The sequence below is a fragment of the Rhodopseudomonas rhenobacensis genome (assembly GCF_014203125.1).
GTDB lineage: Bacteria > Pseudomonadota > Alphaproteobacteria > Rhizobiales > Xanthobacteraceae > Rhodopseudomonas_A > Rhodopseudomonas_A rhenobacensis.
This window is the reverse complement of the sequence record NZ_JACHIH010000034.1, coordinates 18,828-38,749: the sequence shown is the minus strand read 5'-3', so window position 1 is coordinate 38,749 and position 19,922 is coordinate 18,828. Positions and strand designations below refer to the sequence as shown.

Genomic DNA, 19,922 nt, shown 5'->3' with positions numbered 1-19,922 from the left:
ACTCGGGGAGACGCCCCCGCACCCGACCCGGCTTCGCGGGCGCTACGCCGGGTCGACCTCTCCCCGCAAGCGGGGAGAGGTGAAGAGCCTCGATCTCCGCGTCTGTGATGACCGGCGAAGCTTGCATCAGTAGGTCACCTTGCGTTCGACGTAGCGGAACTGGATTGCGGTCAGCCCGATCACGATCACCATCAAGAGCACCGACTGCGCCGCTGAGGAGCCGAGATTGCCGCCGAGCAGCCCGTCGAGATAGACCTTGTAGACAAGCGTTTCAGTGGATTTCGCCGGGCCCCCGCCGGTCATCGCGTCGATGATGCCGAAAGTGTCGAAGAACGCGTAGACGATGTTGACCACGATCAGAAAGAAGATCGTCGGCGTCAAAAGCGGGAAGGTGACAGTCCAGAACCGCCGCATCGGGCCGGCGCCGTCGATCGCCGCGGCCTCCAGCACGCTCTTGGGGATCGACTGCAAGCCGGCGAGAAAGAACAGGAAGTTGTAGGAGATCTGCTTCCAGGCCGCGGCCAGCACCACCAGGATCACCGCGTGGTTGCCGTTGAGCAGCGGATTCCAGTCGAGCCCCATGTTGCGCAGTCCCCGCGCCAGTACGCCGAGCGACGGATGCAGCATGAACATCCACAGCACGCCGGCGACCGCGGGCGCCACCGCATAGGGCCAGATCAGCAGCGTGCGATAGAGCCCGACGCCGCGCAGCGGCTTGTCGGCCATCACCGCCAGCAGCAGCGCGAACGACAGCGAGGAGCCGGCGATCAATGCGGAAAACGCGAAGGTGCGGACGATGGCGTTGAAATATTCCGGCTGCTGCAACAGCTCGGCGTAGTTCTCGAACGCCACGAAGGTGGTGGAGAGCCCGAACGCGTCCTGCAGCAGGAAGGATTGCCACACCGCCTGCAGCGCCGGCCAATAGAAGAACACCAGCACGATGCCGACCTGCGGGGCGATCAGCAGGAACGGCAGCAGCGGGGAGTGAAACACGGACTGCTTTTGCATTCTTAGTTCCCCTCCCCCCGCTCTTGCGGCGGGGAGGGGTCAGGGGTGGGGGGAGCCACGGACGCGGCGCTCAAGATCGTCTCGACAACGCCGTCGATATTTTCAAGCACCTCGTGATTCCAAAATCTCAGCACCCGATAACCCTGCGCATGCATGTAGTCGGTGCGGACCTGATCCGTTGCGCTCTCCGCGTGCTGCCCACCGTCGATTTCGATGACAAGCCGAATCGCGTGGCAGGCAAAGTCCGCGAAGTAGGGACCGATGGTGGCTTGCCGGCGGAAGTGCACATCGCCGAGCGCGATCTTGCGGAGGCGCTGCCACAGCTTGCGCTCGGCATCGGTCGTATTCTGCCGCAGGCTGCGGGCGCGGGGGACGCGGTGATCGATTGTACGCGACATCGGCGTCGTCCCCCCACCCCCGACCCCTCCCCGCCGCGAGAGCGGCGGGAGGGGAGCTCCCTCCGCTCTCGAATGCATCGACTACGCTACCTTCGCTGGCTTGCTGCGCTCAAGATCCGGGACGCCGCAACGGACGCCTCGTATCCTGCCCGGCTTAGCGCTTACTTGCTCACCGTGCGTTCGAACTGCCGCAGCATGGCGTTGCCGCGGGTCACCGCGGTGTCGAGCGCGTCCTTGGCGGTCTTCTTGCCGGCCAAAGCGGATTCGATTTCTTCCGCCCAGATGTCGCGCAGTTGCACCATGTTGCCGAGCCGCAGCCCGCGGGAGTTTTCGGTCGGCGGCTTGTTGGTCAATTCCTTGAGCGGCGTCTCGAGATACGGCGCGGTGATGTAAAAGCCTTCCTCCTGGGCCTTGGCGTAGGCCGCCTTGGTGATCGGCAGATAGCCCGAGGCCTTGTGGATCGCGACCTGACGATCGGTGTCGGACAGGAAGCTGAGGAATTTGGCGACGCCCTTGTATTCCGCCGGCGTCTTGCCGCCCATCACCCACAGCGAGGCGCCGCCGATGATCGAATTCTGCGGCGCGCCGGCTGCGTCCGGGTAATACGGCATCGGCGCGTTGGTCCAGTCGAACTTGGCCTGCGCCTTGACGTTGCCGAAGAAGCCCGACGAGGTCAGGAAGATCGGGCATTCGCCGGCGGTGAAGCGGCCTTCGCCGGAATTGGTGCGGCCGGAATAATCGTAGGTCTTGTCCTTCTGCAGCTCGATGAGCTTTTCCAGGTGCTTGATCTGCAGCGGGCCGTTGAATTCAAGCTTGGTGTCGAAGCCGTCGAGGCCGTTGGCCTTGCTCGCCAGCGGCACGTTGTGCCAGGCCGACAACTGCTCGAGATTGGCCCAGGTCACCCAGGCGGTGGAGAAGCCGCAAGTGGCATAGCCCGCGGCCTTCAATTTCTTGGCGTCTTCGAACACCTGCGGCCAGGTCTTCGGGATCTCGGCGATGTCGGCCTTCTTCAAGGCGTCCTTGTTGATCCACATCACCATCGAGGACGAGTTGAACGGGAACGACAGCATCTCGCCCTTGGAGGTCGAGTAGTAGCCGGTGATCGCCGGCAGATAGGCCTTGGAGTCGAACGGCTCGCCGGTGTCCGCCATCAGCTTGTAGACCGGCTTCACCGCGCCGGTCGCCGCCATCATGGTGGCGGTGCCGACCTCGAACACCTGGATGATATGCGGCGCGTTGCCGGCGCGGAACGCGGCGATGCCGGCGTTCATGGTGTCGGGATAGCTGCCCTTATAGGACGGCACGACCTTGTAGTCGGTCTGCGCGGCGTTGAATTCTTCGGCGAGCTTGACGATGACGTCGTTGTTGGCGCCGGTCATGGCGTGCCACCACTGGATCTCGGTTGCAGCAAGCGCAGGCGATGCAAGGCCGAGCGCGAGCGAAAGCGTCGCCGCCAGGCCGACATGTCGAAGTGCCATCAATATCCTCCCGATTGGCCATCATCTCGTCGCGCGGTAACAGCGCCCGATGACATGCACATGACCATGTCCACGAGCGCAGCCTAGGGGCGAAGCCACGCCCGAGGGAAGCGATAAAAAAAGGCGGAATAGCAACCGCCGCAATGCGGTATCGACGCGTGCGTTGGGCCGCGCCGCGGCCTCAGCGCTTATGCGCGTGGTCGCACACCGCGCCGCTTGCAACCAGCGATGCAATTTCGTCCGACGAAAAACCGAACTCGCCGAGCACCTCGTCGGTGTCTTGCGCGAATTTCGGCGGCACCCGGCGCAACGAGGCTTTGCTGCGCTCGAAGCGGATCGGCGAGGCGACGCCCTTGTACCAATCCTTCTCGATCACGTCGCCCCGGTAGACGGCGTGCGGGCCGGTCAACGCCTTGTCGATGGTCTGCACCGGGCCGGCGGGCAGCCCCGCCGCCAGCAGCCGATCGCACAACGGCTCGGCGTCATGCTGGCTGAACACCGCGCCGAGTTCGGCGCTGAGCGCGTCGCGATTGGCGATGCGATCCTTGTTGCGGGCGAAGCGCGGATCGGTGCCGAGTTCCGGCTTGCCGATCTCCTTAGCTAGCTTGCGGAAGGTGGCGTCGTTGCCGACGCCGATGAAGATGTCGTCGGTGCGGGTCGGAAAGATCGCGTAGGGCACCAGGTTCGGGTGCTCGTTGCCGGTCAGCGCCGGCGGCCTGCCGTGCAGGAAGTAGTTCGCGGCATGCGGATGCATGATGGCGAGGCCGGTCTCGAACAGCGTGGTCTCGACGAATTGCCCGCGGCCGGATTTCTGCCGCTCGGCCAGCGCCATCAGGATGCCGATCGCCGCATAGAGCCCGGTGGTGATGTCGACCAAGGGCACGCCGATTCGGGTCGGCCCGCTTTCCTTCGAGCCGGTGGCGGCGATCATGCCGGCCATCGATTGCACGATGGCGTCGTAGCCGGGATTGCCGCCGCGCGGGCCGTCGCCGCCGAAGCCGGAAATCCGGCAATGCACCAGCCGGGGAAATTGCTCGCTCAGCACCTCGTTGCCGAGGCCCCATTTCTCCAGCGTGCCGGGCTTGAAATTCTCGATCAGCACGTCGGCCCGGTCGAGCATCTTCAACAGCACCGCGCGGCCGCCGGGCGAGGCGAGGTCGAGCCCGATCGAGCGCTTGTTGCGGTTGACGCCGATGAAATACGCCGCGTCCTCGTCGTGAAAGGGAGGGCCCCATTCGCGGGTCTCGTCGCCCCTCGGCGGCTCGACCTTGATCACATCGGCGCCGTGGTCGGCGAGGATCTGCGTGCAATACGGACCGCCGAGCACGCGCGACAAATCGATCACGCGCAGACCGCTCATCGCACCGGGGGCAATTTCAGGGGACATGGGCGCTTTCTTGCGAAGCTTACATCGAGAGGCTGGAAGCTAGCAGAGCCGCTTGTTTGCGAAGGCCCTGCCGGAATGGGACTTCAGGTACTTTTCGAACTCCAGAGCTTTGAACTTGTCTGGAAATCCACAGTACCAGCACAATTCCCACGGCGTAAACTTTGAAGTGTGCGGAGATTTGCCGGCGTTATGGTCCGCGATTCGTTGCTTCAGGTCGGCCGTAGCGCCGGTATAAACCTGATCCGGAAAGCTGACGCTGCGGATGATGTAGACGTACCACATCGGTTCACCGGGTTGGCGCCGCGACGCCGGCCGCCGCGTTGACGGCGGAAAATCTACCAAGGAAAAACAATACGTCCACGCCTGTCGTTGCGCCGGGGACGCTTCGCCCTCGGCTAGCAAGACCGCGCCAAGCGTGCTCGCCCAAGCCAGACGAGCAAAGCCAAGGTCGGATGATCTGAAGTGGATTGATTTGGATTTTGCTGCAGCCCGTCGCGCGCCCTGCGGGCTGTGCCGGGCACGCTTCGCCTTCGGCTAGCGTGGCTGCGCCACGCGGAGCGATGGCGAGTTTGCTCAAAAGAGAAGAGAGCTGATTCGATGAGATGGAGTTGTTGAGTTCTGTGCCAGCCCGTCGCCGCCCTGCGGGCTATGCCGGGCACGCTTCGCCTTCGGCTAGCGTGGCTGCGCCACGCGTAGCCGAAGGCGAAGCGTGGTGGAGCCAGGCGGGATCGAACCGCCGACCTCTTGCATGCCATGCAAGCGCTCTCCCAGCTGAGCTATGGCCCCTTAACCGTGCGCGGCGGTGGGATTCGTCCGCGCAGGCATTCGTTGATCACATTCCGGCGACGATCTCAAGTCTCCTCGTCACCAGAAACGTCACCAATAATATCGGTGACGTCTTCGTCGCCTTCTTCCTCGTCGGCGATGAAGGTGGAATCGTCGTCGTCATCGTCTTCGATGGTGTCGTCGATCTCGATGTCGTCTTCGGATTCCGGCACCACGGCCTTGACCTTGCCGGTGTTCTCCTCGGCGTCGGCTTCTTCCAACGGCACTAATTCCTCGGCTTCGGCGGCTTCCGGCGCTTCGGCAGCAGCGGCAGCCGAAGCTGCGGCGGCGCGCGAGGCGGCGTCCGCACGGGTCCGCGGCGGCGGAATCGGCGCAATCGGCACGACCTCCCCAGTATAGGGCGAAATCACGGGGCTCTTGTTGAGGTCGTAGAACTTTTTGCCGGTCGTCGGGCAAATACGCTTGGTGCCGAGGTCGGATTTGGCCACTTGTGCAATCCTGGGAATTCTTGAAAAACGGTGCTTCACTTGGCTAGTTGCCACGCTGCTGTCAATAGCGCTCTGCACGAGGGCGACGGCATCGTGATGCGCGCAAGCCTTTTCGCAACCGACCGCGCCGGCGCAGAGGAACACAATCTTGACCCATTCAACTCACCCCGCCGGCCAGCCGAGCCCGCTCGAATCGCGCAAGTCCGCGTCGCTGACCGGCCGGGTGCGGGTGCCGGGCGACAAGTCGATCTCGCATCGCGCGCTGATTCTCGGCGCGCTGGCGGTCGGCGAGACAAGGATCAGCGGGCTGCTCGAGGGCGAGGACGTGCTCAACACCGCCAAGGCGATGCGGGCGCTCGGCGCCCAGGTCGAGCGCACCGGCGATTTTGCCTGGACGGTTCATGGCGTCGGCGTCGCCGGCTTCGCGCAGCCGGCCGCGGCGCTCGATTTCGGCAATTCCGGAACCGGCTGCCGGCTGGTGATGGGCGCCGTCGCCGGCTGTCCGATTCAAGCCACCTTCGACGGCGACGCCTCGCTGCGCTCGCGGCCGATGCGCCGGATCGTCGATCCGTTGGAACTGATGGGCGCGCGGGTCACTGATTGCCGCGACGGCGGCCGGTTGCCGCTGACCTTGGCCGGCGCCCGCGATCCGCTGCCGATCCTGTACCGCACCCCGGTGGCGTCGGCGCAGATCAAATCGGCGGTGCTATTGGCGGGGCTATCGGCACCCGGGGTCACCACGGTGATCGAGCAGGAGGCCAGCCGCGACCACACCGAATTGATGCTGAGCCATTTCGGCGCGCAGATCGTCACCGAAGCCGAGGGCGTACACGGTCGCAAGATCTCGCTGACCGGCCAGCCCGAACTCACCGGCGCGCCGGTGGTGGTGCCGGCCGATCCGTCCTCGGCGGCGTTTCCGATCGTCGCGGCGCTGATCGTGCCGGGCTCCGACATCGTGCTGACCGAGGTGATGACCAATCCGCTGCGCACCGGGCTATTCAAGACCTTGCGCGAAATGGGCGGCTCGATCGAAGAGAGCGAGGTCCGCGGCGACGCCGGCGAGCCGATGGCCCAGTTCCGGGTGCGTGCCTCGCAGCTCAAGGGCGTCGAGGTGCCGCCGGAGCGCGCGCCGTCGATGATCGACGAATATCTGGTGCTGGCGGTGGCCGCCGCCTTCGCCGAGGGCACCACGCGGATGCGCGGCTTGAAGGAATTGCGGGTCAAGGAGAGCGACCGGCTGGAGGCCACCGCGGCAATGCTGCGCGTCAATGGCGTTGCGGTGGAAATCGACGGCGACGATCTGATCGTCGAAGGCCGCGGCCATGTACCCGGCGGCGGGCTGGTCGCCACCCATATGGATCACCGCATCGCGATGTCGGCGCTGGTGATGGGGCTCGCCGCGGACCAGCCGGTGACGATCGACGACACCGGCTTCATCGCCACCTCGTTCCCGGACTTCATTCCGATGATGCGCCGGCTCGGCGCGGAGTTCGGCTGAGCACTGAGTGTTGGTCCCGTGCCCCGGACGCGGTGCACCGCGCCGCTCTCGCGGCGTGGTGCGCTGCTGAGCCGGGGCCGTAACGGAACGCAGCGCTTGCAATGGTCCCGGCTCGCGTCGCAGCGCTTGCGCGCTGCTCCGCGTCCGGGACACGATGCTCTAAATGAATTCACGCGCGGTCATTCCGGGGCGCGAGAGCGAAGCTCGAGCGAACCCGGAATCTCGCAACGGGCGTGAGTCTTTCCCCAGCGGCAAGATTCCGGGTTCGCTCGCCCAAGAGGGCTCGCGCCCCGGAATGACGTCGCGTTGTGGAGACCCGGCCCCGCCTACGCCGCCTCGATCGGCACCCGCCCGGCCAGCGTGTCGGCGTCGCGCTGCACGGCGGTCAGCGCCGCCTCGAGCTGGGTGCTGATCGCCGCGCGGTCGGCGTCGGCGCCCACCGTGATCGGCTCGCCCCAGCGCACCACGATCCTGGAGAACGGCTTCGGCAGGAACAGCCGGTCCCAGCTCTTGAACACCACCGCGCGCTGCGGGCTGATCGACACCGGCAGGATCGGCAGCCCGGTCAGCCGGGCGAGATCCAGAACGCCGTCGTTGACGTGCATCCGCGGTCCGCGCGGGCCGTCCGGGGTGACGAACAGGCAATGGCCGTCGCGGCCGAACCGCATCAATTCGCGCACCGCGCGCATGCCGCCCTTGGAGCTCGATCCGGTGACGGTCTCGATGCCGAAGATCGCGCCGATCTTGGAGATGATGCGGCCGTCGCGATGGCCGCTGATCAGCGCCTTCAGCGCCTTGTCTTCCATGCACAGCATCGGCAGCATGATCAGCCGGCCGTGCCACATCGCCATGATGTAGGGTCCCGGAACCGGCGGTCGCGGCCGGTCGAATTTGGCCGTCCAGGTCACGATCTGGAAATACGCCGCCAACGGGTAGCTGATGGTGGTCTGGAACGCATCCGAGCGCAGGATCCGTTTGATGAAAGCGGGCGTAGCCATCGAAATATCCACCAGGAAGATGGCAGCGTCGCAGGGCGTGAGCCGCCGCGCCGTCTGCGAGGTCTTTGGGAGGCGGCTTATACGTGCCGCCAGCCGGCTTGCAAACGACCCGACGCGGTCGCCGCGGCTTGAAACTTCGCCCTTGGCGGTGTTGAAGGTGGCCGGCGCCGCGCCCTTTTTGCGAAGAAGGCGGCCGCAGGAAAGCAGGATCAGCATGATTATCGCCATCGACGGACCGGCCGCCTCCGGCAAGGGCACGCTCGGCAAGCGGCTCGCGGCGCATTACGGCTACCGTCATCTAGATACCGGCGTGATCTACCGCGCGGTCGCCAAAGCGCTGCTGGACCAGGGCGCCAACCTCACCGACGAGGCCCGCGCCGTTGCGGCGGCCGAGGCGCTCGATCCGGACAGCTTCAGCGATCCGGCGCTGAAGTCGCAAACCGTCGGCGAGGCCGCCTCGGTGGTGTCGGCGCTGCCGCGGGTCCGTGCCGCGCTGGTCGCCTTCCAGCGCCAGTTCGCCGCCACCCTGCCGGGCGCGGTGCTGGACGGCCGCGACATCGGAACCGTGATCTGCCCGGACGCCGACGTGAAGATTTTCGTCGTCGCCGATGCCGGCGTCCGCGCGCATCGTCGCACCCAGGAAGCGCTGGCGCGCGGCGAGGCCGCCGACGAGGCGCAGGTGCTGGCGGATATTCTCAAGCGCGACGAGCGCGACAAGAACCGCGCCGCGGCGCCGTTAAAAGCCGCAGACGATGCGCACTTGCTCGATAACTCGCATTTGGATATAGAAAGTGGCGTCCGGGCCGCCATCGACATTGTCGAGGCCGTTCGAGCGGGCCGGCAGAGTCGCCCTTGAACTTCTCTGACACGGGCGTATGTTCCGGGTCATGGCAGAAAGCGCCGAAATCGAACGTATTGCTCGCGACGTCGTCAACGCGCACACGGTGATGAACGCGGTGACGTCCGTGATATCGCGGCCGTCAGTCGATTGGACGGACGACCCGATCATTGAAATCAACGTTGTGGTCAGGCCTGAAGCGGAGACTGCCCTGCTGAAGGGTGAAACGCCGCTGAACATCCTGACACGCATATCCGATCAATTGATCGGACTCGGTGAGCATAGGTTCCCGATCATCCACTACGCGACGACCGCGGACATGGAAGCTGTCAATGACGCTTCCGAACCCTGACCACTACCTCGATCAGGCGGAACATCTCATCACCTTGTCTAACGCACGGCAGGCAGATCTTCGGCGAGCCGTATCGACGGCCTATTACGCGGTGTTTCATGCCGTGATGAGGGCGGCGGCGGACACCTATATCGGATCGACCAATCGAAACACCGCCGAGTATGCACTCGCTTACCGTCAGATTGACCATGCTGGCCTGAAAAGTGTCTGCGAATATTGCATGAATCCCTCTTTCGCGGTCGGGGCTCAGCCGTTTAAATTTGGACCTGACCTCCGCGCGTTCGCAGCGGCGGTGCTTGAATTGCGTGGCCTCCGACACCGGGCGGACTACGATCCGGCGCTGTATCTATACGTTCTGGATGTGCGCACCGTTATCGCGACAGCGCGGGACGCTCTTAATCGTTTCCGCAGCCTAGCCTATGACCAGCGGCGAGTTCGGCGCACTTGCTCGATAACTCGCATTTGGATATAGAAAGTGGCGTCCGGGCCGCCATCGACATTGTCGAGGCCGTTCGAGCGGGCCGGCAGCGGGTCTGAGATTTTCCCGGGAATTGGGACACTCAGGCGAAACCGTTGCCGTCATTGGAGGAAAGCCCGCTCCAGGTCGCGTGTGTGGTGTTGAACTGATAGGATCACGACCTTAGATTTTCGAGGTTGGTCCGCCGTGTTCAGGCCCCGGATCGTCTTTGGAATTTCTAAAAACCACCGTATCGATCGTGCAGGCATGCTGCCGGCCCGCTTTGCCATTCAGCAAGCGGTCGCCAAAGGGCGCGGACCTTTGGCACTTCACGCCCGATACGCCCTCAACCGATAAGCCGGCGACACCCGCATCTGGAGAACAAATGGCTTCGACTGCTTCCTATAATCCTTCCCGCGACGATTTTGCCGCGATGCTCGACGAGTCCTTCGCCGGCGGCAATCTGCAGGAAAGCTCTGTCATCAAGGGCATTGTTGTTGCGATCGAGAAGGACATGGCCGTCATCGACGTCGGCCTGAAGACCGAAGGCCGCGTGGCGCTGCGCGAATTCGCCGGCCCCGGCAAAGACAGCGAACTCAAGGTCGGCGACACCGTCGAGGTGTTCCTCGACCGGATCGAGAATGCGCTCGGCGAAGCCGTGCTGTCGCGCGACAAGGCGCGCCGCGAGGAAAGCTGGGGCAAGCTCGAGAAGGCCTTCAACAATAACGAGAAGGTCCACGGCGTCATCTTCAACCAGGTCAAGGGCGGCTTCACCGTCGACCTCGACGGCGCGGTGGCGTTCCTGCCCCGCTCGCAGGTCGACATCCGCCCGATCCGCGACGTCGCGCCGCTGATGAACAACTCGCAGCCGTTCCAGATCCTCAAGATGGATCGCCGCCGCGGCAACATCGTGGTGTCGCGCCGCACGGTTCTCGAAGAGACCCGCGCCGAGCAGCGCCAGGAACTGGTGCAGAACCTCGAAGAAGGTCAGGTGATCGACGGCGTGGTCAAGAACATCACCGATTACGGTGCGTTCGTCGACCTCGGCGGCATCGACGGCCTGTTGCACGTCACCGATATCGCCTGGCGCCGGGTCAATCACCCGACCGAGGTGCTGACCATCGGCCAGACCGTCAAGGTCAAGATCATCAAGATCAACCACGAGACCCACCGCATTTCGCTCGGCATGAAGCAGCTGCTGGACGATCCGTGGCAGGGCATCGAGGCGAAGTACCCGCTGAACGCGCGCTTCACCGGCCGCGTCACCAACATCACCGACTACGGCGCGTTCGTCGAATTGGAGCCGGGCATCGAAGGCCTGATCCACGTCTCCGAAATGTCGTGGACCAAGAAGAACATGCACCCCGGCAAGATCGTTTCGACCTCGCAGGAAGTCGAAGTGCAGGTCTTGGAAGTCGATTCGGTCAAGCGCCGGATCTCGCTCGGTCTCAAGCAGACCATGCGCAATCCGTGGGAAGTGTTCGTCGAGAAGTATCCGGTCGGCGCCACCGTCGAAGGCGAAGTCAAGAACAAGACCGAGTTCGGACTTTTCTTGGGTCTCGACGGCGAAGTCGACGGCATGGTGCATCTGTCCGACCTCGACTGGAAGCAGCCGGGCGAGCAGGTGATCGACAACTTCAAGAAGGGCGACATGGTCAAGGCCATCGTCCTCGACGTCGATGTCGAGAAGGAGCGCATCTCGCTCGGCGTCAAGCAGCTCGAAGGCGACCCCTTCGCCGAGCCGGGCGACGTCAAGAAGGGCGCGATCGTGACCTGCGAAGTGCTGGACGTGAAGGAATCGGGCATCGACGTGCAGATCGTCGGCACCGACTTCAACACCTTCATCAAGCGCTCCGAGCTCGCGCGTGAGCGTTCCGATCAGCGCGCCGAACGTTTCGCCGTTGGCGAGAAGGTCGACGCCCGGGTGATCCAGTTCGACAAGAAGGCCCGCAAGGTCCAGGTGTCGATCAAGGCGCTCGAAGTCGCCGAAGAGAAGGAAGCCATCGCGCAATACGGGTCTTCGGATTCGGGAGCGACGCTGGGCGACATTCTCGGCACCGCGTTGAAGCAGCGCGACAAATAAGCTTCGACAAGGTCGAAGTTGGATCGAGGGCCCCGGGAAACCGGGGCCTTTTTTCGTGGGTTGAGCAGCCGCATTGCGACGTGTTCGGCCGCCGCTCAAAGGTCGGCGTGCCCCGGACAAAGCGCATCACGCCGCCCTTGCGGCGTGATGCGCTGCAGAGCCGGGGCCGTCACGGATGCTGCCTTCGGAACGGTCCCGGTTCTGCGGAGCAGCGCTTCGCGCTGCACCGCGACCGGGACACGAGGCCTGGTCATGGGGCCGCACCTTGTTTTCTTCATATTGGGTTGCAATTGATGTAATCGGGACACGATCGATCAACGGTCCGGATGGACAACCGTGACGGTCGCTGCTGGAGAATTTTCGATGTCGTTTGATTCCGATGTGATCGTCGACCGCCGCAGGATGCGCCGCAAGCTGACGTTCTGGCGCGTGGCGGCGGCGCTGGTCGCCATTGCGGCGGTGATTGCGGTGGGCTCCGCGGCGGTGCCGTCGGGCGCGTTGGCGCCGAGCGCCGGGGCGATCGCCCGCGTCAAAATCGACGGCCTGATCCGCAGCGACGCCGACCGCGTCGAAGCTTTGGAGCGGCTGGAAAAATCCGCCGCCGCCGCGGTCGTCGTGCACATCAACTCGCCGGGCGGCACCACCGCCGGCTCCGAGCAGCTTTACGACGCGCTGGTGCGGCTCAAGGCCAAGAAGCCGCTGGTGGTGGTGGTCGAGGGCCTGGCGGCCTCCGGCGGTTACATCGCGGCGATCGCGTCGGATCATATCGTGGCGCAGCAGAGCTCGCTGGTCGGGTCGATCGGCGTGCTGTTTCAGTTTCCCAACTTCACCGAATTGCTGAAGACCGTCGGCGTCAAGGTCGAGGAAGTGAAGTCGTCGCCGCTGAAGGCCGCGCCGAACGGCTTCGAGCCGACCAGCCCGGAAGCCCGCGCCGCGCTGGAGTCGCTGGTGAAGGATTCCTACGCCTGGTTCCGCGGCCTGGTGCAGCAGCGCCGCGGCATGGACGCAGCGCAACTCGAAAAAGTCGCCGACGGCCGGGTGTTCACCGGGCGTCAGGCGGTCGACCTCAAGCTGATCGATCAGCTCGGCGACGAGAAGACCGCGATCGCCTGGCTGGTCGCGGAAAAGAAGGTCAAGGCCGACCTGCCGGTGCGCGACTACAAGCTCGAGCCGCGGTTCGGCGACCTCACCTTCTTGCGCGCTGCGGCGTCGATCACCCTCGACGCGATGGGCCTGAACGCGGTGGCGCGGCAGATCGAGCGCGCCGGCGTGGTGCAATCGGTCGAGCAGCTCGGCCTGGATGGCATGCTGGCGCTGTGGCAGCCGGCGGGATCGAACTGATCTCGGCGAGGCCGCCGCGTCGCGCGGCGTGCAAGCCGCGCAAGGGGTGTCGCGATGCCGTTTTCGGCACAGACCTAGTGATTTCCACGCCCTCTGATTTCATTTAGCGTCTTGACAGTCCAAGGTATTTTCACGGAAATGGCGATCCGCACCCACGGGCCCCAGTCTCGATGATCAAATCCGAACTCGTTCAGCGCATCGCCGAGCACAACCCGCACCTCTATCAGCGGGACGTCGAGAATATCGTCAACGCGATCCTCGACGAGATCGTAGCGGCTCTGGCGCGCGGCGACCGCGTCGAGCTTCGCGGCTTCGGTGCGTTTTCGGTCAAGCATCGGCCGGCCCGCGCCGGGCGCAATCCCCGCACCGGCGCCCATGTGCCGGTCGACCAAAAGAGCGTACCGTTCTTCAAGACCGGCAAGGAAATGCGCGAACGGTTGAACCGTGACAGCGGAGCGCCAGACACCGGCGCGTAGCGCGGTTCGGCAGCCTTCAAGGCGAGAGAGACCATGCAGAAATTCCTGACGGCCTTGGTTCTGATTCCGCTCGGACTGATCATCTTCGTGTTTGCGCTCGCCAACCGCCAGTTGGTGACGGTGTCGCTCGATCCGTTCGCCGGCAATGATCCCGAACTCGCGGCCACGCTGCCGTTGTTCGTTCTGTTGATCGGCGTGGCGATCCTCGGCGTGATCGCCGGCAGCACGGTGACCTGGCTGCGGCAGCGGCGCTGGCGCAAAGCGGCGCGCCGGCACCAGGCCGAGGCGATCGAGGCGCGGGCGCAGCTGACTGAGCTGCGCGCCAGCGTCGTTACCCCGCCCGCGGCCGAAGCCCAGCGGGCGCCGCGGCTGCTGCAGCTCGGTTCCGCCAACAGTTCGCGAGACAAGCAGAGCGCGACGTTGTAACACCCGCTCTCGAGCGCCTTGCCGATCGGCCAACCCGTGCTGCGAGACCATGCCCCTTGTCGTCAAAATTTGCGGCCTGTCCACCCGCGCGACGCTCGACGCGGCGCTGGCGGCTGGCGCCGACATGGTGGGCTTCGTGTTCTTTGCGGCCTCGCCGCGGCATGTCGATCTCGCGCAGGCGCGCGAGCTCGGTGACGCCACCGCGGGTCGCGCCGCCAAGGTCGCGCTGACCGTCGATGCCGACAATGCGCTGTTCGAAGGCGTGATCGCGGCGCTGCGGCCGGACATTCTGCAGCTGCACGGCCATGAATCGGTGGCGCGGGTCGCCGAGATCCGCCGGACCTTCGGTCTGCCGGTGATGAAAGTGCTCGGCGTCGCAACGCCGGCCGATCTTGCGCCGTTACCTGATTATGCGGCGGTCGCCGACCGCATCCTGTTCGACGCGCGGCCGCCGAAAGGTGCCAGCCGTCCCGGCGGGCTCGGCGCGGTGTTCGACTGGACGCTGCTACGCGACCTCGATCTGGCGCGGCCGTTCATGGTGTCCGGCGGCCTCACCGCCGATAACGTCGCCGAAGCGGTGCGCATCACCCGCGCCGGCGGCGTCGATATTTCCTCGGGCGTCGAAACCGCCCCCGGCGTCAAGGATCCCGATCTGATCCGCGCCTTCATTCGCGCCGCGCGCGCCTCGCAAGAGTTGATGATCTGATGACTTCGCAGCTGCCAAACTCGTTTCGCTCCGGCCCCGACGAGCGCGGGCATTTCGGCATTTTCGGCGGACGCTTCGTCGCCGAGACCCTGATGCCGCTGATCCTCGATCTGGAAAAGGCCTATGCGGACGCCAAGGCCGACCCTTCGTTTCAGCGCGAGATGGACGGCTATCTGAAGGACTATGTCGGCCGGCCGTCGCCGCTGTATTACGCCGAGCGTCTCACCGAGCACCTCGGCGGCGCCAAGATCTACTTCAAGCGCGAGGAGCTCAACCACACCGGCTCGCACAAGGTCAACAACGTGCTCGGCCAGATCATGGTGGCGCGGCGGATGGGCAAGAAGCGCATCATCGCCGAGACCGGCGCCGGTCAGCACGGCGTCGCCACCGCGACCTTGTGCGCGCGGTTCGGCCTGGAATGCATCGTGTTCATGGGCGCGGTCGACGTCGAGCGGCAGCAGCCCAACGTGATCCGGATGCAGATGCTCGGCGCCAAGGTGGTGCCGGTGCAGGCCGGCGCCCGCACGCTGAAGGACGCCATGAACGAGGCGCTGCGCGACTGGGTCACCAACGTCAGCGATACCTTCTATTGCATCGGCACGGTGGCGGGGCCGCATCCCTATCCGATGATGGTGCGCGACTTCCAGTCGATCATCGGCGCCGAGACCAAGGCGCAGATGCAAGCCGCCGAAGGCCGGCTGCCGGATTCGCTGGTCGCCTGCATCGGCGGCGGCTCTAACGCGCTGGGGTTGTTTCATCCGTTCCTGGACGATCCCACCGTGGAGATTTTCGGCGTCGAGGCCGCGGGCCATGGCTTGACGCAATTACACGCCGCCTCGATCGCCGGCGGTCGCCCCGGCGTATTGCACGGCAACCGCACCTACCTGTTGATGGACGAGGACGGCCAAATTCAAGAAGGCCATTCGATTTCCGCCGGCTTGGACTATCCCGGCATCGGTCCGGAGCATTCCTGGCTGCACGAGACCGGCCGCGTGACTTACCTCAGCGCCACTGACCATGAAGCGCTGGCCGCGTTCCAGCTGCTGTCGCGGCTGGAAGGCATCATCCCGGCGCTGGAGCCGGCGCACGCCATCGCCAAGGTGATGGAGCTGGCGCCGAAGCGGCCGAAGGATCACCTGATGGTAGTCAACCTCTCCGGCCGCGGCGACAAGGACATCCCGCAGGTCGCGGAGATTCTGCAGGCCGCGCAGAAATGAGGAGCTTGGTTCTCCGATTGGCCCCCTCACCCGACCGGCGTCGCTTCGCTCTGCCGGTCGACCTCTCCCCGGTGGGGAGAGGTGAAGAGTTGCCGCCGACTCGGCGTGTCGCCGCCGCGCGGCGTCGCGTTGAGACGGCAAACGAAGCGATGCCACTTGCTCACCTCTCCCCGGCGGGGAGAGGTCGGATCGCTCTTGCGATCCGGGTGAGGGGGCATCAGACCTCCGGCAGCGTCGCCTCGATCATCTGCAAGACGCCTTCAAGATTGTCGTACACGTCGATGTTGGTGACGCGAACGACATGGAAACCGCAATCTTCCAGCGCGCGGGTGCGGTGGGCGTCGCGCTTGACCGCGTCGGCTTCGCTATGCGTCACGCCGTCGACCTCGACGACGAGCTTGCCGTCCAATGTGACAAAATCCACGACGTACGGCCCGATCGGGTGCTGCCGGCGAAACTTCCAGCGCGACAGCCGACGGTTGCGCAGTGCTTGCCAGAGCTTGGCTTCGGGGCTGGTCTGCGCGGAACGCAGTTGTCTGGCTCTCGCCTTGAACTTGTCCATCCCTTTCACCGGGCTGCTTGGCAGCCGGCCTCTCCCTGACCAGCAGAGGCATAGCATATCCGGCGCAACATCATGACCACCCGCATCGACACCCGTTTCGCCGAGCTGCAGAAGCAAGGCCGCGCCGCCTTCGTCACCTTCCTGATGGCCGGCGATCCCGATCTCGACACTTCGCTCGCGCTGATCAAGGCGTTGCCCAAGGCCGGCGCCGACATCATCGAGATCGGCATGCCGTTCACCGATCCGATGGCCGACGGCCCGGCGATCCAGGCCGCCGGCTTGCGCGCGCTGAAGGCCGGCACCACGCTGAAGAAGACGCTGGCTCTGGTGCAGGCGTTCCGCCGCGACGACGACGCCACGCCGCTGGTGCTGATGGGCTACTACAATCCGATCTACATCTACGGCGTCGACAAATTCCTGGTCGATGCCAAGAAAGCCGGCGTCGACGGGCTGATCATCGTCGACCTGCCGCCGGAGGAAGACTCCGAACTGTGCCTGCCGGCGATGCAGGCCGGGTTGAATTTCATCCGGCTGGCGACGCCCACCACCGACGACAAGCGGCTGCCGGCGGTGTTGGCGAACACCTCGGGCTTTGTCTATTACGTCTCGATCACCGGCATCACCGGCTCGGGAAGTGCTGATTCCGCCGTGGTCGGCGAGGCCGTGGAGCGGATCAAGCGCCACACCAAGCTGCCGGTCTGCGTTGGCTTCGGCATCCGCACCCCGGAGGCGGCCCGCGACATCGCCCGCCACGCCAATGGCGCGGTGGTCGGCTCAGCGCTGGTCGACGCACTCGCCAAGAGCCTCGACAACGACGGCCGGGCCACCGCTTCCACGGTCGGCGCCGTCACCGAGCTGGTCAGGTCGCTCGCCAACGGCGTCCATGCGGCGCAGCAGGCGGCCGAATAGCCACAATTGCGGCGGACCAAGGGTCCACCAAGGTGCGGGTTGCCGGGCGTGGCCCGGGCCGCCATATAGACAGCGCGCCGTCCGCGACCGGAGGCGCCTCCCGGATAGCAGCGACGCCCGGATACAAGCGACGCGGAGTGCATCATGAATTGGCTGACCAACGTCGTTCGCCCCAAGATCCGTAACATCCTGCGTCGCGAGACGCCGGAGAACCTGTGGATCAAATGTCCGGATTCCGGGCACCTGGTGTTCTACAAGGACGTCGAAGCCAACCAGTTCGTGATTCCCGGCTCCAACTACCACATGCGGATGGGGGCCGCGGCGCGGCTGAAATCGATCTTCGACAATGAGACCTGGTACGACATCGCGCTGCCCGAGGTCACACCCGATCCTTTGAAATTCCGCGACGAACGCAAATACGTCGATCGCATCAAGGATGCCCGCGCCAAGACCGGCATGAACGACGCCATCAAGGTCGGCTACGGCAAGCTCGAGGGCGCCGCAGTCGTGGTCGCGGTGCAGGATTTCGACTTCATGGGCGGCTCGCTCGGCATGGCCGCCGGCGAGGCGATCGTGCGCGGCATCGAGCTTGCGGTCGAGAAGCAATCGCCGTTCATCCTGTTCGCGGCCTCCGGCGGCGCGCGGATGCAGGAAGGCATCCTGTCGCTGATGCAGATGCCGCGCACCACGGTCGGCGTGCAGATGCTGCGCGACGCCAAGCTGCCCTATATCGTGGTGCTGACCAACCCGACCACCGGCGGCGTCACCGCGTCTTACGCCATGCTCGGCGACGTGCAGATCGCCGAACCCGGCGCGCTGATCGGTTTTGCCGGTGCCCGCGTCATCGAACAGACGATTCGCGAGAAGTTGCCCGAAGGCTTCCAGCGCGCCGAATATCTCAAAGAGCACGGCATGATCGACATGGTGGTGCACCGCCACGACCTGAAGGCGACGCTGGGGCGGCTGTGCCGGCTGCTCACCAAGGCGCCGATGCCGGAAGTGATCGTGGAGCTTGAGCCGGAGCCCGAGCCGGTGGTGGCCGAGATCATTCCGCCGAGCTCCGACCTGCCGGCCCAGCCGCCGGCCCCGGTGGCCGCGCAAACGCCGGCGCCCGCCGCGCCCTCGGCGTGAGCGAAGGCGCAGCCGCACCGCTGACGCCATTGGCCGAAGTGCGGGCGCGGCTGGCCAAGCTGCACCCGCAGCGCATCGATCTCGATCTGGAGCGGATGCAGCGATTGCTGCAGCGGCTCGACCGTCCCGAGCGCAGCCTGCCGCCGGTGATTCACGTCGCCGGCACTAACGGCAAGGGCTCGACCCTGGCCTATCTGCGGGCGATCCTGGAGGCGAGCGGCCTGCGCGTTCACACCTACACCTCGCCATGGCTGGTGCGGCCCAATGAGAGCATCCGGCTCGGCCGGGTCGGCGGCGGCGTGCTGGTCGGCGACGACGAATTGGTTGCGGCGCTGCGCCATTGCGAAATGCTCAATGCCGGCCAGCCGATCACGCTGTTCGAGATCGAGACCGCCGCCGCGCTGCAGCTTTTCGCGCAACGTCGCGCCGATATTCTTCTGCTGGAAGTCGGGCTCGGCGGAAGGCTCGACGCCACCAATGTGATCGAGCGGCCGCTCGCCAGCGTGATCGCGCCGATCGGCATCGACCACACCGAATTTCTTGGGACCACGCTGGCGGCGATCGCCACTGAGAAGGCCGGCATCATCAAGCGCGGCAGCCCGGTGATCTGCGCCGAGCAGCCGGACCAGGCGATGGCGGTGATCGAAGCCGAGGCGCGGCGGCTGCACGCGCCGCTGCACGCCGCGGGGCAACATTGGCATGTCGGCATCGAGCGCGGCCGGCTGGTCTATCAGGACGACCGGGGCCTCATGGATCTGGTTGCGCCAAAACTGTTCGGCCGGCATCAGTTCGACAATGCCGGGCTGGCGATCGCCACGCTGCGCGCGATCGAGACGCTGCGGATCGATCACGCCGCCTATGAGGCCGGCGTCGCCGGCGCCGAATGGCCGGCGCGGATGCAGCGGCTAAGCGCCGGCACTGTGGTGGATGCGGCGCCGCAGGGCTGCGAGGTCTGGCTCGACGGCGGTCACAATGCCGACGGCGGCCGGGTCGCTGCGGCGGCGCTCGGCGATCTCGAGGAGCGGGTGTCGCGCCCCTTGGTGGTGATCGCCGGGATGATGGCCAACAAGGATGCCGAGGCGTTTCTCAGCAATTTCTCAGGACTGACCCGCCACATCATCGCGGTGCCGATTCCGAGCCGAGCTGACGCGATGCCGCCGGAGACGCTCGCGGATGCTGCGCGAAAACTCGGGCTGCGGGTCGAGATCGCGGACGGCGTCGCAGCGGCGCTGGCGTCGCTGCGCCGGCTCGCCTATGAAGTGCCGCCGCGGATTTTGATTGCCGGCTCGCTCTATCTCGCCGGCGAAGTGCTGGCGCAGAACGGCACGCCGCCGAAGTAACTCTTCATATTGGCTAGGTTTCTGGTGTTCCGGGCCAGGTGCG

The 19,922-nt window shown here is 65.3% G+C and carries 21 protein-coding genes, 1 tRNA gene and 1 pseudogene; 14 read left to right on the top strand and 9 right to left on the bottom strand.

The genetic code is table 11. The features are described 5' to 3' along the window. Window positions 1–126 precede the first annotated feature (126 nt). The 7 genes from ugpA to HNR60_RS20320 all read right to left on the bottom strand — a co-directional run bounded on the left by ugpA (window position 127) and on the right by HNR60_RS20320 (window position 5,545). Window positions 127–1,008 (bottom strand): sn-glycerol-3-phosphate ABC transporter permease UgpA, encoded by an 882-nt coding sequence (gene ugpA, locus HNR60_RS20350; RefSeq protein WP_184261485.1) that lies wholly within the window; start codon window positions 1,006–1,008, stop codon window positions 127–129. 2 nt (window positions 1,009–1,010) lie between these two features. Beyond that, window positions 1,011–1,406: an endonuclease domain-containing protein gene (locus tag HNR60_RS20345; protein ID WP_184261483.1), complete on the bottom strand. Its 396-nt coding sequence runs from the start codon at window positions 1,404–1,406 to the stop codon at window positions 1,011–1,013. Window positions 1,407–1,567: 161 nt separating this feature from the next. Next, complete coding sequence (gene ugpB / locus HNR60_RS20340) at window positions 1,568–2,884, bottom strand: sn-glycerol-3-phosphate ABC transporter substrate-binding protein UgpB (RefSeq protein WP_184261481.1); 1,317 nt, start codon at window positions 2,882–2,884, stop codon at window positions 1,568–1,570. A gap of 181 nt (window positions 2,885–3,065) precedes the next feature. Next, window positions 3,066–4,271: a CaiB/BaiF CoA transferase family protein gene (locus HNR60_RS20335; protein WP_184261479.1), complete on the bottom strand. Its 1,206-nt coding sequence runs from the start codon at window positions 4,269–4,271 to the stop codon at window positions 3,066–3,068. A 39-nt stretch (window positions 4,272–4,310) separates the two neighbouring features. Then, entirely contained in the window at window positions 4,311–4,553 is a 243-nt protein-coding gene (locus HNR60_RS20330) for a GIY-YIG nuclease family protein (RefSeq protein ID WP_184261477.1), read from the bottom strand. A 428-nt stretch (window positions 4,554–4,981) separates the two neighbouring features. After that, window positions 4,982–5,057: transfer RNA gene (locus tag HNR60_RS20325), tRNA-Ala, on the bottom strand. Window positions 5,058–5,122: 65 nt separating this feature from the next. Further along, on the bottom strand, window positions 5,123–5,545 hold the full coding sequence (locus HNR60_RS20320; protein WP_184261475.1) for a TIGR02300 family protein: 423 nt from the start codon (window positions 5,543–5,545) through the stop codon (window positions 5,123–5,125). Window positions 5,546–5,693: 148 nt separating this feature from the next. Between HNR60_RS20320 and aroA the strand changes: the two genes are divergently transcribed. Beyond that, complete coding sequence (gene aroA / locus HNR60_RS20315) at window positions 5,694–7,043, top strand: 3-phosphoshikimate 1-carboxyvinyltransferase (RefSeq protein ID WP_184261473.1); 1,350 nt, start codon at window positions 5,694–5,696, stop codon at window positions 7,041–7,043. Window positions 7,044–7,369: 326 nt separating this feature from the next. Here the strand turns inward: aroA and HNR60_RS20310 are convergent, their stop codons facing one another. Then, window positions 7,370–8,041, bottom strand: coding sequence for a lysophospholipid acyltransferase family protein (locus HNR60_RS20310; protein WP_184261471.1), 672 nt, complete (start codon window positions 8,039–8,041; stop codon window positions 7,370–7,372). Between the two features lie 214 nt (window positions 8,042–8,255). On the opposite strand from HNR60_RS20310, the gene cmk reads away from it, so the two are divergent. The 10 genes and pseudogenes from cmk to trpB all read left to right on the top strand — a co-directional run bounded on the left by cmk (window position 8,256) and on the right by trpB (window position 15,937). After that, a complete protein-coding gene (gene cmk, locus HNR60_RS20305) occupies window positions 8,256–8,897 on the top strand; it encodes a (d)CMP kinase (protein ID WP_184261519.1) in 642 nt (213 codons plus the stop codon). 31 nt (window positions 8,898–8,928) lie between these two features. Then, a complete protein-coding gene (locus tag HNR60_RS20300) occupies window positions 8,929–9,231 on the top strand; it encodes a hypothetical protein (RefSeq protein ID WP_184261469.1) in 303 nt (100 codons plus the stop codon). Further along, complete coding sequence (locus HNR60_RS20295; RefSeq protein ID WP_184261467.1) at window positions 9,212–9,703, top strand: hypothetical protein; 492 nt, start codon at window positions 9,212–9,214, stop codon at window positions 9,701–9,703. Before HNR60_RS20300 ends, HNR60_RS20295 begins: the two co-directional genes overlap by 20 nt. After that, window positions 9,661–9,768: pseudogene (locus HNR60_RS20290) on the top strand (cytidylate kinase); the annotation flags it as partial. The gene HNR60_RS20295 and the pseudogene HNR60_RS20290, both read left to right, overlap by 43 nt. A gap of 305 nt (window positions 9,769–10,073) precedes the next feature. Continuing rightward, entirely contained in the window at window positions 10,074–11,771 is a 1,698-nt protein-coding gene (gene rpsA, locus HNR60_RS20285; RefSeq protein WP_184261465.1) for a 30S ribosomal protein S1, read from the top strand. A 363-nt stretch (window positions 11,772–12,134) separates the two neighbouring features. Then, window positions 12,135–13,112 carry a signal peptide peptidase SppA gene (gene sppA / locus HNR60_RS20280; protein WP_184261463.1) on the top strand — a complete coding sequence of 326 codons (978 nt, stop codon included), beginning with the start codon at window positions 12,135–12,137 and terminating at the stop codon, window positions 13,110–13,112. Window positions 13,113–13,282: 170 nt separating this feature from the next. After that, window positions 13,283–13,588, top strand: a complete 306-nt coding sequence (locus tag HNR60_RS20275) for an integration host factor subunit beta (RefSeq protein ID WP_184261461.1) — start codon at window positions 13,283–13,285, stop codon at window positions 13,586–13,588. 33 nt (window positions 13,589–13,621) lie between these two features. Beyond that, window positions 13,622–14,014 (top strand): lipopolysaccharide assembly protein LapA domain-containing protein, encoded by a 393-nt coding sequence (locus HNR60_RS20270; RefSeq protein WP_184261459.1) that lies wholly within the window; start codon window positions 13,622–13,624, stop codon window positions 14,012–14,014. A 49-nt stretch (window positions 14,015–14,063) separates the two neighbouring features. Beyond that, a complete protein-coding gene (locus tag HNR60_RS20265; protein WP_184261457.1) occupies window positions 14,064–14,720 on the top strand; it encodes a phosphoribosylanthranilate isomerase in 657 nt (218 codons plus the stop codon). After that, window positions 14,720–15,937 carry a tryptophan synthase subunit beta gene (trpB, locus tag HNR60_RS20260; protein WP_184261455.1) on the top strand — a complete coding sequence of 406 codons (1,218 nt, stop codon included), beginning with the start codon at window positions 14,720–14,722 and terminating at the stop codon, window positions 15,935–15,937. The genes HNR60_RS20265 and trpB overlap by 1 nt, the downstream gene beginning before the upstream one ends. A 217-nt stretch (window positions 15,938–16,154) precedes the next feature. Here trpB and HNR60_RS20255 read toward each other — a convergent pair whose 3' ends face one another. Further along, the gene (locus HNR60_RS20255) at window positions 16,155–16,499 is read right to left on the bottom strand and encodes an endonuclease domain-containing protein (RefSeq protein WP_184261453.1); all 345 of its coding nucleotides are present in this window, start codon (window positions 16,497–16,499) and stop codon (window positions 16,155–16,157) included. Window positions 16,500–16,571: 72 nt separating this feature from the next. On the opposite strand from HNR60_RS20255, the gene trpA reads away from it, so the two are divergent. The 3 genes from trpA to HNR60_RS20240 all read left to right on the top strand — a co-directional run bounded on the left by trpA (window position 16,572) and on the right by HNR60_RS20240 (window position 19,879). Beyond that, on the top strand, window positions 16,572–17,408 hold the full coding sequence (gene trpA / locus HNR60_RS20250; RefSeq protein WP_184261452.1) for a tryptophan synthase subunit alpha: 837 nt from the start codon (window positions 16,572–16,574) through the stop codon (window positions 17,406–17,408). A 144-nt stretch (window positions 17,409–17,552) separates the two neighbouring features. Continuing rightward, window positions 17,553–18,539 (top strand): acetyl-CoA carboxylase, carboxyltransferase subunit beta, encoded by a 987-nt coding sequence (accD, locus tag HNR60_RS20245; protein ID WP_184261450.1) that lies wholly within the window; start codon window positions 17,553–17,555, stop codon window positions 18,537–18,539. Next, a complete protein-coding gene (locus tag HNR60_RS20240; RefSeq protein WP_184261448.1) occupies window positions 18,536–19,879 on the top strand; it encodes a glutamate ligase domain-containing protein in 1,344 nt (447 codons plus the stop codon). Before accD ends, HNR60_RS20240 begins: the two co-directional genes overlap by 4 nt. The last annotated feature ends 43 nt before the right edge of the window (window positions 19,880–19,922 follow it).

Excerpts from the sequence above, each read along its gene's own strand:
- HNR60_RS20270 (WP_184261459.1), top strand. The coding sequence starts at position 13,622 with ATGCAGAAATTCCTGACGGCCTTGGTTCTGATTCCGCTCGGACTGATC.
- cmk (WP_184261519.1), top strand. The coding sequence starts at position 8,256 with ATGATTATCGCCATCGACGGACCGGCCGCCTCCGGCAAGGGCACGCTC.
- HNR60_RS20345 (WP_184261483.1), bottom strand. The coding sequence starts at position 1,406 with ATGTCGCGTACAATCGATCACCGCGTCCCCCGCGCCCGCAGCCTGCGG.
- ugpA (WP_184261485.1), bottom strand. The coding sequence starts at position 1,008 with ATGCAAAAGCAGTCCGTGTTTCACTCCCCGCTGCTGCCGTTCCTGCTG.
- HNR60_RS20255 (WP_184261453.1), bottom strand. The coding sequence starts at position 16,499 with ATGGACAAGTTCAAGGCGAGAGCCAGACAACTGCGTTCCGCGCAGACC.
- sppA (WP_184261463.1), top strand. The coding sequence starts at position 12,135 with ATGTCGTTTGATTCCGATGTGATCGTCGACCGCCGCAGGATGCGCCGC.
- HNR60_RS20310 (WP_184261471.1), bottom strand. The coding sequence starts at position 8,041 with ATGGCTACGCCCGCTTTCATCAAACGGATCCTGCGCTCGGATGCGTTC.
- trpB (WP_184261455.1), top strand. The coding sequence starts at position 14,720 with ATGACTTCGCAGCTGCCAAACTCGTTTCGCTCCGGCCCCGACGAGCGC.
- trpA (WP_184261452.1), top strand. The coding sequence starts at position 16,572 with ATGACCACCCGCATCGACACCCGTTTCGCCGAGCTGCAGAAGCAAGGC.
- ugpB (WP_184261481.1), bottom strand. The coding sequence starts at position 2,884 with ATGGCACTTCGACATGTCGGCCTGGCGGCGACGCTTTCGCTCGCGCTC.
- HNR60_RS20275 (WP_184261461.1), top strand. The coding sequence starts at position 13,283 with ATGATCAAATCCGAACTCGTTCAGCGCATCGCCGAGCACAACCCGCAC.
- HNR60_RS20335 (WP_184261479.1), bottom strand. The coding sequence starts at position 4,271 with ATGTCCCCTGAAATTGCCCCCGGTGCGATGAGCGGTCTGCGCGTGATC.
- accD (WP_184261450.1), top strand. The coding sequence starts at position 17,553 with ATGAATTGGCTGACCAACGTCGTTCGCCCCAAGATCCGTAACATCCTG.
- HNR60_RS20330 (WP_184261477.1), bottom strand. The coding sequence starts at position 4,553 with ATGTGGTACGTCTACATCATCCGCAGCGTCAGCTTTCCGGATCAGGTT.
- HNR60_RS20300 (WP_184261469.1), top strand. The coding sequence starts at position 8,929 with ATGGCAGAAAGCGCCGAAATCGAACGTATTGCTCGCGACGTCGTCAAC.
- HNR60_RS20295 (WP_184261467.1), top strand. The coding sequence starts at position 9,212 with ATGACGCTTCCGAACCCTGACCACTACCTCGATCAGGCGGAACATCTC.
- HNR60_RS20265 (WP_184261457.1), top strand. The coding sequence starts at position 14,064 with ATGCCCCTTGTCGTCAAAATTTGCGGCCTGTCCACCCGCGCGACGCTC.
- rpsA (WP_184261465.1), top strand. The coding sequence starts at position 10,074 with ATGGCTTCGACTGCTTCCTATAATCCTTCCCGCGACGATTTTGCCGCG.